We start from the raw sequence: 13,184 nt of genomic DNA, 5'->3' as shown, positions 1-13,184 counted from the left end.
GCGACCTGCTCGGTTGACCTTGACGTTGGGTCGTGGTCGAGACTTGGTTCATGCGAATAGGCCAGCTCGCCGAATTTGCCGGCACAACGACGAGAGCGGTGCGTCACTACCACCGTCTCGGTCTGTTGAACGAGCCGCACCGTCGATCCAACGGCTACCGCGAGTACACGATCAGCGATGCCGTCCGTCTCATGCGAATTCGTTGGCTGGCAACGAACGGGGTTCCGCTCGGATCGGTCGCCGCCATACTCGCGCAGGAGAAGTCGAGCGAAGACGATCGAGACGTAGTGGCGGATCTTCGGGCGTTGATCGTCGGCATCGAGAAGGAACAGGCTGTACTCGCCAGCCGGCGCACTGCGCTCGCGGCGATGTTGGCCGAGGCCGAACGCGGCAACCGGATCTCGGCGCTGCCGACGACCCTGGAAGCTGCCCTGTCCGACGCTATCGACGGGGCTACGTCGGTCGCGGTCGGTTCGGCTGTTCGACTCGACCGAGACCTGGTCGAGGCCGTGTCGCTGTCGGTGAGCACTCCGAAGGCGTTGTTCGCCGCTTACGAAGCAACGATGACCGATGACCGTCAGCGCGAGCGGTATATGTCCCTGCTTGCCGAATGGTCGCATCTCGAAGGGCGCAGCCCGGGTTCGGCGGAATCCGAGATCGACTCGCTCGCAGCCCGGTTCCTCGAGTTCTTCGGTCAGCAGTGGACAGCGATCATGCAGCTATCCGAGGAAGCGGCCGAGGCCGACGGCAGTATCGGCGCGATTTCGCTCGATGATCTGATCCCCGACCTCGCGCAACGAGAAGTCGTTCGTCGGGTGCACCGAGATCTGATCACCCGATCCTCGACCGATGTGGATCTCTGATGATGCTCGAGTCGATTCGACGATGGGGACACGCTGCGCAGGTGGTGGCGGCAGCCGTTCTCGTCATCGATGCCGCGATGTTGGCGGCCGGTGTGGTCAGTGCTCATCAGGCCGTGCTGCTTTTCGTCGCGGTGGAAATTCCTCTCGCGTGCGCCATGATCGTGACGCTTGTCTTCGCGATCGTGGTTGCGCGCCGTCGAGGTGCGAGGCTTCGGGATGCGGCTGTGAACATGGTCGGCCACTCGCCGTTTCGGCCGTTTGTACGCGCCGAACTCAAAGCCTACCGGGCGCTGTGGCTGTGGATCCGTGGACGTCACTCCGAAGTCGAGGCGGGTGCGCTCGTTCTCGACGCGCGTCGAGGAACGCTGGCAATGCCGGTGGCGTTCGCAGTCGCGACCCTCCTCGAGATCATTGTCCTGCATCTGCTTCTACCGTGGACGTGGGTTCGGGTGAGCGTCGCGGTTGCCTCGGTGTGGTCGCTGGTCGCGCTGCTGGGACACTTGGCGATTCATCTGACCAGCCCGCACTTTCTGACCGACACGTCCCTGGTGCTCCGTCGATCCGGCGCTGTCGTGGCCGTCGTCGATCGGACGGACATCGAGTCGATCACGTCCAGGCACCGATTCACCGAAACCGCACCCACTGTCAGGGACGGCCGTCTGCACCTCCCGAACGCTGACGGAACGAATATCGATCTAACTCTTGCTCGCCCGGTCACCGCTCGACTTCCCGCTCTGCTGCCGTCGCGACGAATCACCGCGGAGGTCACCCGCATCAGCGTGTATGTCGATGAACCAGCACACGTGCCGCGATAGCGGCTCACCATGACGACCGGGCGAACTACGACGTGCCAGCGGCTTTGAGAGCTTCGGCGAGTTCGACCCGGCGGCTGATACCCAGGCGAGGGTAGATGCGATACAGGTGGGAACCGATCGTCCGATGCGACAGGTAGAGCTTCTCCGCGATTTGCCGGTTGGTGAGTCCGTCGGCGGCGAGCGTCGCGATCTGGAGCTCTTGCGGAGTGAGATGGTCGCGGGCGCTGGGCGCCCGGCGTGCGCTGGCCTCGCCAGCAGCACGCAGTTCGTTACGCGCGGCGTCTGCCCACGGATTGGCGCCGAGCGCATCGAAAGTGTCACGGGCCGCCCGCAGTGGTTCGCGGGCCTCCGACAACCTGCGCTGGCGGCGCAACCGGCGACCGTGATGCAGGTGAAGCCGGGCGCGATAGAGCGGCCAAGAGCCCACACCACGCTCGAGTGCCTCGGAATAGGCGGTGTCTGCATCGGCATCATCGGCGAGAACCGCTCGCGTGTATTCGTCGACGACGCCGAGCATCGGGGCAGGCAATCGCACTGCCAGGGGTGGTAGTTCGGTCAGTAACTGTCGGGCGGCGTCGACTTTGTCTGCGGCGACTGCGGCGTCGGCGAGTTCGGGAGCGACCCACCAGCATCGCATGGGGTGGCTGACCGGGTCGGCCGGGTCGTAGACGCGGTGCAGAGCCGTGTAGGCGTCGTCGGCGCGGCCCGCTAGGAGATGGATGATGCCGCGGGTTTGTTGAGCAGCGACGTGAATGCCCCGCATGCCGGTAGCCAAGGGGCTGGCGTGGATCTCGCGCAGATGATCGTAGGCGAGCTCGAATTCTCCGCGCAGTGCGGCGATCATGGCCAGGTTGGCGCGCCCGGCGATCAGGTGGAATTCTTCGCCAGTTGCCTCGGCAAAGGCCCGAGACTCCTCGGTTTCGGCCAGGACCGTATCCCACTCGCCGAGCCAGATACGACTCCAATTTCCGGCACCGAGAATTCCTGCGAGCAGTCCGAGGCGTCCTTGATCGCGTCCGACAGCGGCGGCGGTATCGATATAGGCGCACCCACGACGGAAGTCCCCGAGGAACAACGCGGCATAGCCGAGGAAGCGCATGGCGTCACCATCGGAGCGGTCCGGGGTCAGCCGCTCGAGCTGTTCGAGTACAGCGGGACCACGGTCGCAGGGCATGGTGTAGGCGTCGATGGCAAGCTGTCGGGGGTCGTGTGCAGGCAGGTCGAGGATGTCGAGTTGGTTGGCGATGGCCGTGCGAGCGTCGAGCGAGGCTTGTTGGAACAGGCAACGCGAAGCGGCCCGCCACAGCAGCTCGGCGGCGAGATCGGAGTTGCCCATGACCTGTGCGGCGATGTCGACAAGTTCGAATATCCGAGATTCGGGGTCGTGTCGGCTGAAGGCGATGACTTCCTGAATATTGGCCAGCCGGGCTCGTTCGATCGGACCCAATGCGCCTAGGTTTACTCGATCGACCAGGTCCTGGGCTTCGCGGCGGGCGCCGATTTCGGTGGTGATTTCCGCGGCGTGCAGTAGCAGCGCGGTGGAGCGCTCCGGGCTCTCGGACAGAGCGGCCGCTCGTTGCAATGCGTTGACTGCGGCCATCATCGCTCCCCGCGCCTCGGAGCGTTGGGCGTAGTCTGCGAGTTGCACCGCGAGGGTGTCGTCCAATCCGAGAGTTGCTGCTGCCCGATGCCACAGTTGTTTGTCGGGGAATTCGGCGAGTACGTCGGCCAAGCGGGTATGTGCACCGAGTCGTTGAGTCAGTGACGCGCGGACGTAGACGGCCGAACGCATCAACGGATGCCGGAATCGCGCTGCCGCGCCGGATAACTCGACCAGGCCGACGTCCAGCGCTTCCTGCAGGTGTGCGGTCGTAACCGCGGTGTCGGCGAGTGCGGCGGCTGCCTGCAGCAGTCGACGTAGATCGCAGGTGACGTCGGCCGCCAAGACCACCACGAGTGCGCGGGCCGGATCACTGAGCTCGGCGTAGCGGTCGGCGAAGGCGTTTTCGAGACGTGGGGTGAGGGGGAACTCCTCGACCACCCGGTCAGTGTTGGTCTGGTGCAGCGCTCGGGGCAACTCGAGCAGCGCCAAGGGGTTGCCCGACGCCAGCTCGAGCAGTCGCTGCCGAACGGTGGTTGTCAGTGCCGGGGCACGGCTGTCGAGGAGTGCGGTGGCTTCGCGATCGTCGAGTGGGTCGACGTCGAGGTCGGGCAGTCCCGCCAGGGGCGCCGGATCCGCCCGCCCGGCGCGAGCGGCGCACAAGACGAGAACCGCGTCGCTGCCGACTCGGCGAGCGACGAAGCTCAGCACTTCGGCGCTACAGCTGTCGAGCCATTGCAGGTCATCGACGATCAAGACGACAGGGTGCTGTGCGGCGGCCTCGCCGACCAACTGGAGCACGGCCATTGCCAACGAGTACAGGTCTGCGGTGCCGTCCTCCTGCCCGAGCGCGACGTTCAGTGTGCGCTGGTGTTTCGGTGGCAATATCGTTGCTTTGGACATGAGCGGGCGCAGCAACTGATGCAGTCCGGCGAAGGGCAGTCCCGCCTCGTTCTCGACGCCGACTGCCGACAGGACGGTCAGTCTCCGCTCGATCGCCATATCCCGAACAGCGGCCAGCAATGCCGATTTTCCGATGCCGGCTTCGCCATGCAGGACCAGCGCCGATCCGTCGCCCGCGACAGCTCGATCGAGTAAGCCCCGCAGCAATGAAAGATACCGCTCGCGACCGACGAGACGTGGCGAAACGTTCGGTGTGGTGGTCAGCACGTCACTGGTAGTGACCGAGAGCGGCGAAATCCGACTATCCACCGACGCAGACTAGCAAGAGGCTGGTGCAGCAGCTGACTGCGCTTTCACCCACGAAGGTTCGATAGCTGGCAGGTGACTGCGTCATCGATTCGGAAGGACTGAGTCGTCGGTGCAGTCGTCGGTGCAGTCGTTCGACTGATTCGTCGGGGGTACTCGGACTCGTAGCTTTATCGGCATGACCTCGACATTCACCACAACAGACGGCGCGGAGATCTTCTTCAAGGACTGGGGCACCGGACGGCCGGTCGTGTTCAGCCACGGGTGGCCGCTCAGCGCCGACGCCTGGGACGAGCAGGCTCGCCTGGTCGCCGAGAACGGCTTCCGCGCCATCGCCCACGACCGCCGCGGCCACGGCCGATCCAGCCAGACCTGGGACGGCAACACCATGGATCGCTACGCCGACGACCTCGCCGAACTGATCGAGACGCTCGACCTCCACGATGCGGTGCTCGTCGGCCACTCCACCGGCGGTGGGGAGGTGGCCCGCTACCTGAGCCGCCACGGCAGCGCTCGGGTAGCCAAGGCCGTCCTGCTCGGTGCGGTACCGCCGGTCATGGTCGAATCCGACACCAACCCCGACGGCACCCCGATGGAGGTGTTCGACACGATCCGCTCCGGTGTCGCCACCGACCGCTCCCAATTCTATTGGGATCTGAGTGAGACCTTCTACGGCTTCAACCGGCCAGGCGTACCGACCTCCGAGGGTGCTCGTCGTGCGTTCTGGCGACTGGGTATGCAGGCGGGGATCCGGGCCGCCTACGAATGCATCGCCCAGTTCTCCGAAACCGACTTCACCGAGGATCTGAAACGCATCGATATTCCCGTGCTCGTGGCCCACGGTGATGACGATCAGATCGTCCCGCTGCACGACTCGGCGGTGAAGTCGGCCGAGCTGATCATGAATTCGACCCTTCGCGTCTATCCCGGCGCACCACACGGGCTGTACGGGGAATTCCGCACCGCCTTCGAAGCCGACCTGCTCGAATTCCTCAACAGCTGAATTCACCAGCCATCCATCAGCGTTCCCACACGCTCAGTTCTGTACAGCAAAGGAACTCGTCGTGAGATTCACCAACACCGCCAAACTCGCCGCCCTTGCACTGGGACTCGCCGCGACCATGGCCAGCGCAGGCTGTGCAGCCGCCGATCCTGGACGCGCCGAGGAGAAGCCGACCATCGTCCTGGTACACGGTGCCTTCGCCGAGTCCGCGAGCTGGAACGCCGTGATCGACCGGCTCGACCAGCAGGGCCTGAGGACTATCGCCGCGGGTAACCCGCTGCGCAGCGTGGACGGCGACGCCGACGCAGTCCGCGGCGTCGTTTCCTCTATCGATGGTCCCGTCGTCCTGGTCGGGCACTCCTATGGCGGCCAGGTCATCTCGCAGATCCACGATCCGAAGATCAAGGGACTGGTGTACGTCGCTGCCTTCGCGCCAGAGGAAGGCGAAACCATCGGCGAGCTTTCCGGCAAGTTCCCGGGTAGCACGCTCGGTGAAACTCTGAGCGAGGTTCCGCTGCCCGACGGCAGCACCGACCTCTACATTGCGCAGGGCAAATACCACGGCCAGTTCGCTGCGGATCTGCCGGCCGACCGAGCCCAACTCGACGCGGTCACCCAACGCCCACTCAACGACCGTGCCCTCAACGGCACGTCGGGCGCACCCAACTGGAAGAACCTGCCGTCGTGGTTCGTCTTCCCCGAAGCGGACCTCAACATTCCGGTGGCTGCACACCGGTTCATGGCCGAACGCGCCGGAGCTCGCGACACTGTTGAAATCTCCGGCGCTTCGCATGCCCTGCCCGCATCCCAGCCGCAGGCGGTCGCCGAGATCATCCTCACTGCCGCCGATTCGGTATCCTGACCAGCGGCTATGGTGTGTCGCGTGAAGATTCCACGCGACACACCGAGCGAAGACCCGGAGTGTGTCGGGGCCTTCGAATGTGACCTGGCCCAGGGTGTTTCGCCCGGGGCCACGTTTGGTTGTGTGCGTTGTTTCAGTCGGGGAGCAGCGGAACCGAGGCTCCCACACCACGGTCGAGCAGCGCCGCGCGGGTAACGGCAGTGGAGCCGAAGCGGCGGCGCAGATCGTCCAGTGTGGTGTCGAGCGTGTCGGTCGGCCGTGCGGCGAAGGGCAGTGGGAGCTGGACGGCATCGGAGTCGTCCAGATTGGTCAGGCCCAGGCCGATCAGGGTCAGACCCCGCTCGTGGATGAGCGGGGTGACCTCGGTGAGCAGGCTGCGGGCCGCGTGCAGGATCGTGTCGGTGTGGTCGGTGGCCTCGGCGAGAGTGTGCGACCGGGTGGCGCGGGTGAAGTCGTCGAAACGAATGCGCAATACAACCGTGCGGCATCGGCGGTTGGCGGCTCGCAGGCGCTGTCCGAGCCGATCGGTGAGACCGTGCAGGTAGGCCTCGATCTCGTCGGGCGGACGGTAGCGGCGGCCGAGAGCGCGCTGTGCGCCGATCGAACGGCGCCGCCGGCCGACCTCCACCCGGCGCGGATCACGCGCCCAGGACAGGGCAGACAGATGACGGGCCGCCGCAAGGCCGACCATGTCCTGCAAAGACCGTTCACCCAGGTCGGCGAGTTGCCCGATTCGGGTGATGCCATACTGGTGCAATATCCGCGCAGTGACCTCGCCCACACCCCACAGTCGTTCGACCGGCAGCGGGTGCAGGAAATCGATTTCACCGTCCGGTGGCACCACCCGCAAACCGTCGGGCTTGGCCACCGCGCTGGCCACCTTGGCGAGGAACTTGGTGCGGGCGATCCCCACCGAAATCGGCAGGCCGACACGCTCACGCACGGTGGTGCGCAACGTCGCGGCGATATCGACCGGCTCACCCGCGATACGACGCAACCCGCCGACGTCCAAGAACGCCTCGTCGATGGAGATCCCCTCGACGATCGGCGTGGTGTCGCGGAAGATCTCGAATACCGCCGCGCTCGACTCGGCATAGGCAGACATGCGCGCCGGCACCGCGATCGCATGCGGACACAGCCGGCGCGCCTGACTGGCGTTCATCGGCGTGCGCACCCCGAACGCTTTGGCTTCGTAGCTGGCGGCGAGCACCACCCCACTGCCCACGATGACCGGCTTGCCTCGCAGGCGCGGGTCGTCCCGCTGCTCCACCGACGCGTAGAACGAGTCCAGGTCGGCATGCAGGATCGTCGCCTCGGCCCGCGCCTGTATCCGAGGTCTGTCCGATCGGGGTGTCGACGCAGCAGACACGAACATATGTTCGCATACCTGTGTGACAGGCCAGCCTCTGCCCACGCCGGGAACTCGCTCGGCCGCCCGGCATCATGTGTCGAAGGGGTTCGATGGGGAGTTGCGGGGGTAAGTAAGGTGTGGGTGCACGGTGATCACTTCGCAGACACCCACGAGTTCGGTGGGCACGTCCGGGCCGATGTGGTGGAGATCGGGCACGATCACCGCATCGGCGTCGATCTTGCGCACCGCGTCGACCAGGCGAGCGAGCGGCTCGCTGGTGTTGGCCCCGAACACCACGGTTTTGGCCAACTCATACCCCATCCGGCTCGCCAGACTACGGATCTGGGTCTCGTGCCAGGCCTGGGTCACGCCGGAGACATCGCGGCGCAGGTAGCCCAACGCGGTCGGTTTCGCAGTCATATCCACCAGTTCGTCATCAGATTCGTCGATCGCTGCCGAATCTCACTGTGCGCTATCGCCTCAACCACGCATGAGGCGGGGGTCACACCAGCGACCCGGTTGGACCCCTACGCGGAAGCCTCGAAGACGATCCAGCCGTCTTTGATGTCGGACAATCTCTTTCCACGACAGTGGTTTCGGCGGCGGCGAGCCATTGGTTGGTGGCCGGACTGTAGACCAGAATGATAGGTGGAAGGATAGTCGGCATCGGTCCAGCGACTCACGCAGGCCCTCTCTCGCGTTGCAGCAACGCTGTGCGCGCCACCGCCGCGAGCCCCCGCATCGTCAGCCCGACCGCCACGAGTGGTGCGAATGCGATCCACGGCGAACCCTTGTGGTAGTCGCAGTAGAAGCGCAAGGCGCTACGGTGGTGGGAGCGGACCTTGCGCAGCGGCGCGGACCGCATGCTGCCGCCCTCCCGGTGGCGAATCGCGACACTGGGATCGAGCACGACTCGCCAGTCGCCGCGATGCATATCCAGGGCCATCTTGGTTTCTTCGAAGTAGAGGAAATAGCGATCATCGAATCCGCCCACCGCATCGAAAGCGCTGCGGCGAAACAGCATGCAGCAGCCCGAGATCCAATCCACATCGCTGACCTCGGTCACCGGCTCGCCGAAATAGCGACGCGTCGCCGGGTTTCCGGGCCACACCGGCCCGAGCAAGGCATGCGCGATACCCACCGCCAACGACGGAAACCGCCGACCGCTCGGGTACGGGGTGTCGTCCAACTGGGTGATCCGTGGTCCGATCATCCCGATTCGCTCATCGGTTTTCGCGGTCTCCACCAACGTCGCAATCGAACCGACCGCCAACTCGGTGTCGGGGTTGGCGACGAGAATCCACTCCGCACTGGTGGCCGCGGCGCCTTGGTTGATCGCTGCGGCCAGACCGACATTGCGGGAGTTACGGATGACTCGGCCGCCGAACTCTTCGACGATGTCGGCGCTGCGGTCGGTGGAAACGTTGTCGACGCCGATCACGTCGAGACCGTACGGTCCCACTGCCGCCGGAAGCGTTTCCAGGAAACCGGGCAGGTCCTGCGCACTCTGGTAGGTGACCAGAACCAGGCCGATAGTCTTCTCATCCGAGCTGGGCATGCCGGCGAACCTACCACTGTCCCGCTGGGCCTGCGTCGCCGTCCGAATCACCGGCTCAACGCTGCGGTGTCTGAAACCGATTGAGCATAAGGACCATTCGGTGGCTTCGTTTGGATGCCGCGAGCCACGATGTGCGACATCCGCCGCAAACAGTGGAAACCGGTGGATGGTTGCTACCGAGATCCGGCCGGTCGATATCGAACGTCGCGGGGGGCGGTATCTTGGTGGCGCGCTCCTGCTGCTGGTGGCCGCCGGACTCGGTATAGTGCAGCCGATCATGTCGATGCGGATCATCGACGCCGTGTCCGCGGGCGGTGCGGTTGTCGGGCTCGTGGCATTGCTTATCGGCCTTTTCGTGGCGCAGGCGTCGTGATCTCGATGGTGTCGGCAGCCGCAGCCGTATCGGTCATGGTCTGGCTCAGCCCCTTCATGACAGCGGTGGTCGTGATCACCACCCTCGGCGCGGGTCTGCTCGTCGCGGGTGCGCTGGTTGGAATCAGAACCGCCTCCGAGGGCATACAGACCGGTGTCGGAGCACTGAGCGCCGACACCGAACGCGCGCTGAGTTCTGTCCGCACCGTGCGTGCCAGCGCAGCCGAGGATAGGGAGGCCGCCCGGCGCCGGGAGGAGCACCTTGCTCGCGCTGATCGAGCGATTCTATACACCCGAGTGCGGTGCAGTTGTCATCGACGAGGTCGACGCCGCATACACCGATCTACGCTCCTACCGCCGCCGGATCGCGTTCGTGGAGCAAGACGCACCGATCATGCACGGCACAGTGCGAGAGAACCTCGCCTACGCGCACCCGAACGCCACCGAGCAGCAGCTCGTACGCGCCGTGGAATTGGCTGGACTCGCTGAGGTCGTCGATCGGTTCGAGGGAGGCCTCGAAGCGGCCGTGGGCGAGCATGGGCGGTCCTTGTCCGGCGGGGAGCGCCAGCGTCTGGCGATTGCACGTGCTCTGTTGAGCGAACCGCATCTGCTGCTGCTGGACGAACCGACGTCGAATCTCGACCCCCTGAGCGAAGCTGCGATTTCGCAGACGCTGCGGCAGTTGCGTGGTCACTGCACCGTCATCGTGGCCACCCACCGCTACTCGACAATCCGAGACTCCGACTCGGTCATCGTGCTCGATGGTGGGCGGATAGCGGCCGCGGGAAGCCATGACGAGTTGTCGGCCACCAGCCCCTACTATCGTGAGCTGACAAAAGACACTGTCACCGCGGACGGGTTGGCACGCCGATCGTAAGTCATGACGGGCGCCTCGGCCGCAGGAGGACCAGCACCGCGGTCACGGAGAACGCCGCCAGAGCAGTCGAGATCCACATCACCTGATGGAACGCGGAAACGTTGGCATCGATGAAGCCAGGTACTGCATCCGGGAAGTCGGTGAAAAGCTGTCCGACGTCTCCAGAGGCCAGTTTGTCCGAGGCTGTGGCAGTGTCGACCTCTGGTGGCAGTGGTGCGCGCTCGAGTTGAGCTCGCGTGAACGAGGCGATCAATGTGACAACCAGTACCGAGGCCGATGCTTCTGCGGCCAGGCGGTTGGTGTTGAACATGCCCGCCGCCATGCCCGACGACTGGTTCGGCACGGTACTGACGGCCGCACCGTCCATGACCCCGTTCAGCGAGCCGACACCGAGTCCGGTCACGATCAGCGGCAGCGCCAGCACCCATAGCGTGCGATCGGCATCCAGGAAGGTGAGCCCGAACGCGCCGAGACCGATGACCGCCAGACTTCCCGCAAGGATGAACCTCAGTTCGACACCCGCAGCCAGCAGCCGGCCCGACAGCAAGGGCGCGAGCAGAATCGGCGCGGTCAGAAACAGAATGCGCACACCGGTTTCGCCGTCGCCGAGTCCACCCACGCCACTGAGGAACGCCGGTAGCAGCAGTAGTAGGCCGATGAACCCGAAGGCGAATTCGATGTTCACCAGGTTCACCGTGAGGAACTGTCGGTCGGCGAACAAGCGCAGATCGAACATCGGGTTCGCGGTGCGTTGTTCGTAGCCCACGAACAACGCCAGGGTCGCCATCGCACCGGTGAACAGCACGATGGTCAGCGGGCTGAGCCAACCGGCTCGTGGTCCTTCGATCGTGCCGATCGTCAGCAACAGCAACCCGGTGGTGAACATTGCGGCGCCCGGTACATCGAATCGCACGCTGCTAGGGTTGCGCGACTCCCGCAGCAGCAGCGAGCCGAGTAGCGCGACACCGACGATCACGGCATGGACACCGAAAACCGTTCGCCAGTCGAATAGTTGCGCGATCGCGCCGCTGATGGTGGGGTCCAATGCCAGCCCCGCGCCGATCACCACACCGACCAGCGCGAAAGCTCTGGCTCGCGCCGGACCGGTGAACTCGTCCGCCACGATCGCGGTCATCGAGGTCACGATCGCGGCCGCGCCGATTCCAGCCAGGCCACGGCACACATCGATGACCACGGTGGCGGGTGCTGCGATCGTCACCACCAATGAGACGACATACAGTCCGGCGCCTACACGGAACGCGCGGCGGCGGCCGTACCGGTCGGCGAGTACACCGGTGGCGAGCATGCAGCTGGCTGCGGCGACGTTGTAGGCGTTGACCACCCACTGCAGCTGCGCGAGGCTGCCACCCAGATCGGCGCCGATCCGGGGCAGCAGAACCGGCGTCCCACTCACACCCATCGGAACGATCAGCACCGCCACCGCGGCAATGGCCAGCACCAACGCGGGACGCCGTGAACCACCGCCTACTGTGAACCCGCGGGCAAGGGATTCGGTACTACTCACGATCGTGTCCAGCCTGTTGCACATCTGCTGTACATCGGTTCAGCGCCTCTTCTCGACATCGGCGATCGACGACACGAAAGCCACCAGTGCCCGCACCAAACTATTGGCCGGCAGGTCGGCAAACAGCACATCGTGATGAGTCAGCGCACGGTCTTCCACGACATCCAGGTGCGGAATGGATGATCGCTCGGCGAGCTTTCGGGCGGATTCGATGGCCGATCCGTTGGTGAACCCTGAGGCGTAGGCGAGCAGGGGCACATCGATGCCCTTGGTGTGCATGCAGCGTAGGCCCAGCAGATCTGTGACCTCGTTGTGCTGCAGGGAATCCGCGGCGATGTAGTCGAGCAACGTGCGGTTCATGGTGTACCACTGGAAGGCACCCGGCCCGAGTGAATGGGCGTGAGCGACGATTCCCAACCGGGTCGCGGAGGTGACCCCGTGCCCACCTTTCGCGTTCTCCAGCGCCATCAATGCCCGGAAGACGTCGGTGTTGGTGGCAGCTTCCGGCACCGGGTAGCGATCAGGCAGCCGGGTCGTCAGCACCGACAGCTCGTCGGGCCGTTCCAGGATCGCTCGCGCGGACAGCTTGTAGAAGACGGCCCCCCGCTTCCGGGTTGCCCTCGAAACCCAGCACAGTACGGGTCGAAGTCTCGTCTTCGAAGACACCACCCGCTCCAATACCCGCCAACCACCCCCGAGCCGTCGGAAGATCGATGGCGAATTCCATTCCCGCGCCGCTGAAAGCCTCCAACACACCACCATCGATGATCGCCAACCCATCGATACTCCGGTAGCCGGCGACACCATCGAAGTCCCATGCGGCATAGTGGATCGCTGCGGCCGCACCGACGGAATGACCACCGAGGATCACCCTGCGACCGCCTTCGGCAGCCGCACCCTGATCGGAGTGACGAACGGCCCTTCTGCGACATCGGAAACTGTCGGGTCCATCGAGACGAAGTCACCGGCTCGAGAGAAGGACCTGCTGCATCTGGATGTGACTTCCAACTGGAAGTGACTTCCAGAATGGAAGCGTATGGCACCGAAGCGCACGGCGCAACCTGAATCTCGTCTGCGCACAGTCGATCTCGGACCGCGCCACAGCGGTGTGGATCTGAGGTTTCGTCGTGGCCGCTGGCAGGCCGTCCT

At 64.9% G+C, this 13,184-nt stretch carries 13 protein-coding genes; 6 read left to right on the top strand and 7 right to left on the bottom strand.

Annotated elements, in window-relative coordinates; translation table 11 throughout:
- Window positions 1–50: 50 nt before the first annotated feature.
- Both K940_RS0107140 and K940_RS27280 read left to right on the top strand, forming a co-directional pair.
- Entirely contained in the window at window positions 51–863 is an 813-nt protein-coding gene (locus K940_RS0107140; protein WP_155980775.1) for a MerR family transcriptional regulator, read from the top strand.
- Window positions 863–1,678 carry a hypothetical protein gene (locus tag K940_RS27280; protein WP_231390278.1) on the top strand — a complete coding sequence of 272 codons (816 nt, stop codon included), beginning with the start codon at window positions 863–865 and terminating at the stop codon, window positions 1,676–1,678. The genes K940_RS0107140 and K940_RS27280 overlap by 1 nt, the downstream gene beginning before the upstream one ends.
- A 25-nt stretch (window positions 1,679–1,703) precedes the next feature.
- On the opposite strand, the gene K940_RS0107130 is transcribed toward K940_RS27280, so the two are convergent.
- Window positions 1,704–4,490, bottom strand: coding sequence for an AAA family ATPase (locus K940_RS0107130; RefSeq protein WP_081706198.1), 2,787 nt, complete (start codon window positions 4,488–4,490; stop codon window positions 1,704–1,706).
- A 175-nt stretch (window positions 4,491–4,665) separates the two neighbouring features.
- Here K940_RS0107130 and K940_RS0107125 point away from each other — a divergent pair, with 175 nt between their 5' ends.
- Window positions 4,666–5,490, top strand: coding sequence for an alpha/beta fold hydrolase (locus tag K940_RS0107125; protein ID WP_028476964.1), 825 nt, complete (start codon window positions 4,666–4,668; stop codon window positions 5,488–5,490).
- Between the two features lie 61 nt (window positions 5,491–5,551).
- Window positions 5,552–6,352, top strand: a complete 801-nt coding sequence (locus tag K940_RS0107120) for an alpha/beta fold hydrolase (RefSeq protein WP_028476963.1) — start codon at window positions 5,552–5,554, stop codon at window positions 6,350–6,352.
- A gap of 133 nt (window positions 6,353–6,485) precedes the next feature.
- Here the strand turns inward: K940_RS0107120 and dinB are convergent, their stop codons facing one another.
- The 3 genes from dinB to K940_RS27275 all read right to left on the bottom strand — a co-directional run bounded on the left by dinB (window position 6,486) and on the right by K940_RS27275 (window position 9,261).
- Window positions 6,486–7,727 (bottom strand): DNA polymerase IV, encoded by a 1,242-nt coding sequence (gene dinB, locus K940_RS0107115; protein ID WP_051406961.1) that lies wholly within the window; start codon window positions 7,725–7,727, stop codon window positions 6,486–6,488.
- A 66-nt stretch (window positions 7,728–7,793) separates the two neighbouring features.
- On the bottom strand, window positions 7,794–8,123 hold the full coding sequence (locus K940_RS0107110; protein ID WP_028476961.1) for a recombinase family protein: 330 nt from the start codon (window positions 8,121–8,123) through the stop codon (window positions 7,794–7,796).
- Window positions 8,124–8,382: 259 nt separating this feature from the next.
- Entirely contained in the window at window positions 8,383–9,261 is an 879-nt protein-coding gene (locus K940_RS27275; protein WP_036527816.1) for a glycosyltransferase, read from the bottom strand.
- Window positions 9,262–9,427: 166 nt separating this feature from the next.
- On the opposite strand from K940_RS27275, the gene K940_RS0107100 reads away from it, so the two are divergent.
- Both K940_RS0107100 and K940_RS0107095 read left to right on the top strand, forming a co-directional pair.
- The gene (locus tag K940_RS0107100) at window positions 9,428–9,634 is read left to right on the top strand and encodes a hypothetical protein (RefSeq protein WP_028476960.1); all 207 of its coding nucleotides are present in this window, start codon (window positions 9,428–9,430) and stop codon (window positions 9,632–9,634) included.
- Between the two features lie 210 nt (window positions 9,635–9,844).
- Entirely contained in the window at window positions 9,845–10,510 is a 666-nt protein-coding gene (locus K940_RS0107095) for an ATP-binding cassette domain-containing protein (RefSeq protein ID WP_255342579.1), read from the top strand.
- Window position 10,511: 1 nt separating this feature from the next.
- On the opposite strand, the gene K940_RS27270 is transcribed toward K940_RS0107095, so the two are convergent.
- From K940_RS27270 to K940_RS0107080, 3 genes are read right to left on the bottom strand one after another with little or no spacing between them, the layout of a single operon-like run.
- Window positions 10,512–12,035, bottom strand: a complete 1,524-nt coding sequence (locus K940_RS27270; protein WP_196812123.1) for an MFS transporter — start codon at window positions 12,033–12,035, stop codon at window positions 10,512–10,514.
- A gap of 39 nt (window positions 12,036–12,074) precedes the next feature.
- Window positions 12,075–12,578 (bottom strand): hypothetical protein, encoded by a 504-nt coding sequence (locus tag K940_RS0107085; RefSeq protein ID WP_155980774.1) that lies wholly within the window; start codon window positions 12,576–12,578, stop codon window positions 12,075–12,077.
- Window positions 12,556–12,906 carry a hypothetical protein gene (locus tag K940_RS0107080; RefSeq protein WP_028476957.1) on the bottom strand — a complete coding sequence of 117 codons (351 nt, stop codon included), beginning with the start codon at window positions 12,904–12,906 and terminating at the stop codon, window positions 12,556–12,558. The genes K940_RS0107085 and K940_RS0107080 overlap by 23 nt, the downstream gene beginning before the upstream one ends.
- Window positions 12,907–13,184: the final 278 nt, after the last annotated feature.

The sequence above is a fragment of the Nocardia sp. CNY236 genome, assembly GCF_000482385.1.
Lineage (GTDB): Bacteria > Actinomycetota > Actinomycetes > Mycobacteriales > Mycobacteriaceae > Nocardia.
Note: the sequence above shows the minus strand (reverse complement) of the source record. Positions and strands in the feature narration are given on the sequence as shown.